Origin of the sequence: Streptomyces kebangsaanensis, assembly GCF_001906585.1 — a bacterium.
GTDB lineage: Bacteria > Actinomycetota > Actinomycetes > Streptomycetales > Streptomycetaceae > Streptomyces > Streptomyces kebangsaanensis.
Window position 1 is genome coordinate 176,392 of sequence record NZ_JUJA01000163.1, and the last position, 2,773, is coordinate 179,164.

Sequence of the window (2,773 nt, forward strand, 5' to 3'; positions counted from 1 at the left end):
GGGGTGGGCCCGCCGGTTCTGTCCTACTGGGACGTCCGGGCCGCGGCCCTGATGAACTCGCGCGTGATCCGCTCCCCGGCGATCACCCCGCGCTCGGGCAGGGCGGTGATGCCGGGGGCCGTCCAGCCGGTGTCGGCGAGTTCGCCGTGGCCGGGCCGCCAGCCGCGGTCCACGGCCAGCAGCAGGTCGGCGTCCAGCAGCGAGTCGCCGGCGCCGAGGACGAGGTCGGCGCCGGTGCGGCGGGCGACCTCACGGACGGCCGCGCTCTTGGTGAGCGGCTTGGGGACGGCGTAGAGCTTGCGGCCCTGCAGGGAGACCGTCCAGCCCCGGTTCTCCGCCCAGACGGCGAGCTCCTTCACCCAGTCCCCTGGCAGGAGTTCACGCTCGACGACGAGGTAGGCGAACAGGTCCTCGGCGACGCGGTGCTTGCGCACCCAGGCCGGGTCGGCGGTCCGCAGCAGATGCTCCCGCACCTCGGTGAGCGGGGCGCACTCGCCGGCCACCCGGTCGGTGACCCGCCGGTGCCAGTCGGCGTCCGAGACGCCGTCCACCAGCAGGTGGCCGCCGTTGGCGCAGATGGCGTACTCCGGCGCCGGGCCCGGCAGGTTGATGCGCAGGTACTGCTTGCGGGTGCGGGTCGTGGTCGGCACGAACACCGCGGTGTCGGCGAGGTCGGTCAGCAGCCGGGCCGCCGTCTCGGTCATGTAGGACAGCGGCCTGCTCTCGTGCACCTCCACGCACAGCAGCCGCGGCGCCCGCGCGTCCGGCATGGTCAGCGCCAGGGCGGCGGAGGAGTAGATGAGCGTACGGTCCAGGTCGCTCGCCACCAGCACCGGCATCAGCGGGTCACCGCCCTGCCGTCGGCGCCGGTCGCCCCGCGCGTGTAGCGGGGATGGATCAGCCCCACGCAGCTGTACGGCAGTTCGCCGACCTCCTCGACCGGGACCCCTCTCTGCTCGGCCAGCAGGCGTACGTGGTCCAGGTCGGCGCCGCCCCCGGGCCGCGCCAGGATCTTCCACGGCACCCGGCGCAGCAGCACGCGCGTGGTCTCGCCCACGCCCGGCTTGACGAGGTTCACGTCGTGGATGCCGTACTCCTCGCTGATCCGCTCGACGGCCGCCCAGCCCTCCCAGGTGGGGGCGCGGTCGGCGGACAGCAGTTCCTTGACCGCGGTGCCGACGGCGTCCGTGACCTCGGTGAAGCGGGCGGTGACGGCGTCGAGGAAGACGTTCGAGAGGTCGGCGTGGGCGAGTTCGCGGTAGAACTTCGCGCCGTGGAAGTCGTGCGGGCCGACCAGGTCCGCGCGCAGGACGGTGCGTGAGATCAGGCCGGAGACGGTGGAGTTGAGGCAGGCGGAGGGGATGAGGAAGTCCTCCCGGGTGCCGTACGTGCGCACGCACGAGCCGGGGTCGGCCAGCACCGCGATCTCCGGGTCGAACCCGCCGACGCCCTCGCGCTCCTCGAACTCCCGTATCGCCTGTATGAGTTCGCGGGTGATGGCGCCCTTGCCGGTCCAGCCGTCGACGAAGACGACGTCGACGGGGTCGTGGTGGGCGGCCAGCCAGCGCAGCGCGTTGGCGTCGATGCCGCGGCCGCGCACGATCGACACTGCGTAGTGCGGCAGGTCCAGGCCGTGCCGGAACCGGGCCCAGCGGCGCATCAGCACGCCGACCGGGGTGCCGGCCCGGGCGAGCGAGACGAGGACGGGCCTCGGCGTCCGCTCGGCGAGGACCGTCTCGGTGACCACGCCGACGGCCTGGGCGATCCGCGCGGCGGAGGCCGTCAGGGCCGCGTGGAACAGCTCCTGGTACTGCTCGCTCGGCTGGTACTCCACCGGCAGCGACTCCGCGTAGTGCGCGCCGCCGCTCTGGATCGCCTCCTCGCGCTCCTCGGTCGGCGCCTCCAGCGTCACGTCCGACAGGTCCTGCAGCAGCCAGCCGACCTCGTCGGGCGCGTAGGAGGAGAAGGCGGGGCCGCGGAGGGGCTCGGGCAGCATCGGGGGCCTTTCGGGGACGTACGAGGGCACGACCGCGAGCAGGACGTGCGGGGTGTGTGCGGCGAGCCGGGCCAGCAGGCCGGTGGGCGCGCGCAGTTCGGGGGTGTCGGCCACGGAGTCGACGACGGCGACCACGGCGTCGAAGCCGCCGCCGGCCACGTTGTAGGCGTAGCGCTCGCCGGGGCCGTCGGCCGGGTCGTCGTGCGCGTCGAAGACCAGCCGGGTGCGGATCGCGTAGCCGGGGTCGTCCACGGCCAGCACGGGCGAGCGGGTGGTGGTGGAGTACCGCACCTCGGCCGCCACGAGCCGCTCGACCTCCCGGGCCAGCCTGAGCGGCGCGTACATCAGCTCCTCGAACCCGAGCACGAGCACCCGCCGCGCCCCTCCGGGCAGCGCCTCGGCCACCCGGGCGGCCATGCCGGGCAGCGCCCGCTCCAGCCGCTCCCGGTGACCGGGCGTGAAACCGTGTCGCCCCCCGTCGGGCACGCCCCGCGGCCAGCCCAGATCGACCCGCGCGACCCGGCCGCGGACGCGCTGCCCCGGAACGGCCGGCTCCGCCCGGCCCGGCGCGTCCGCCGGCGTCTCCGGCCGCGCGGACACCGCTGCCCCCGACGCCCTGCCCCCGGCCCCGGGCGCCTCCGGCCCCGTCCCGGCCGGCACGGCCTCCGGTGCGGCCCCGCACCGTGCCGCCCCGGCCGGCTCCGCCGGGCCGGGCACATCCGCCGTCGGCTCCGCCCGCTCCGGTACCGCCGGGCCGGCCTCGGCCGGCCCGGCCTC

The 2,773-nt window shown here is 75.7% G+C and carries 2 protein-coding genes; both read right to left on the reverse strand.

Translation table 11 applies throughout. From position 1 onward, the window contains the following. Nucleotides 1-23 precede the first annotated feature (23 nt). Nucleotides 24-839, reverse strand: coding sequence for an HAD family hydrolase (locus RH94_RS32525; protein ID WP_073951918.1), 816 nt, complete (start codon nucleotides 837-839; stop codon nucleotides 24-26). After that, nucleotides 839-2,773, reverse strand: a 1,935-nt coding sequence (locus tag RH94_RS39105) for a cysteine protease StiP domain-containing protein (RefSeq protein ID WP_234426188.1), incomplete at its 5' end; no start/stop codon positions are given. The genes RH94_RS32525 and RH94_RS39105, both read right to left, overlap by 1 nt.

Excerpts from the sequence above, each read along its gene's own strand:
- RH94_RS32525 (WP_073951918.1), bottom strand. The coding sequence starts at position 839 with ATGCCGGTGCTGGTGGCGAGCGACCTGGACCGTACGCTCATCTACTCC.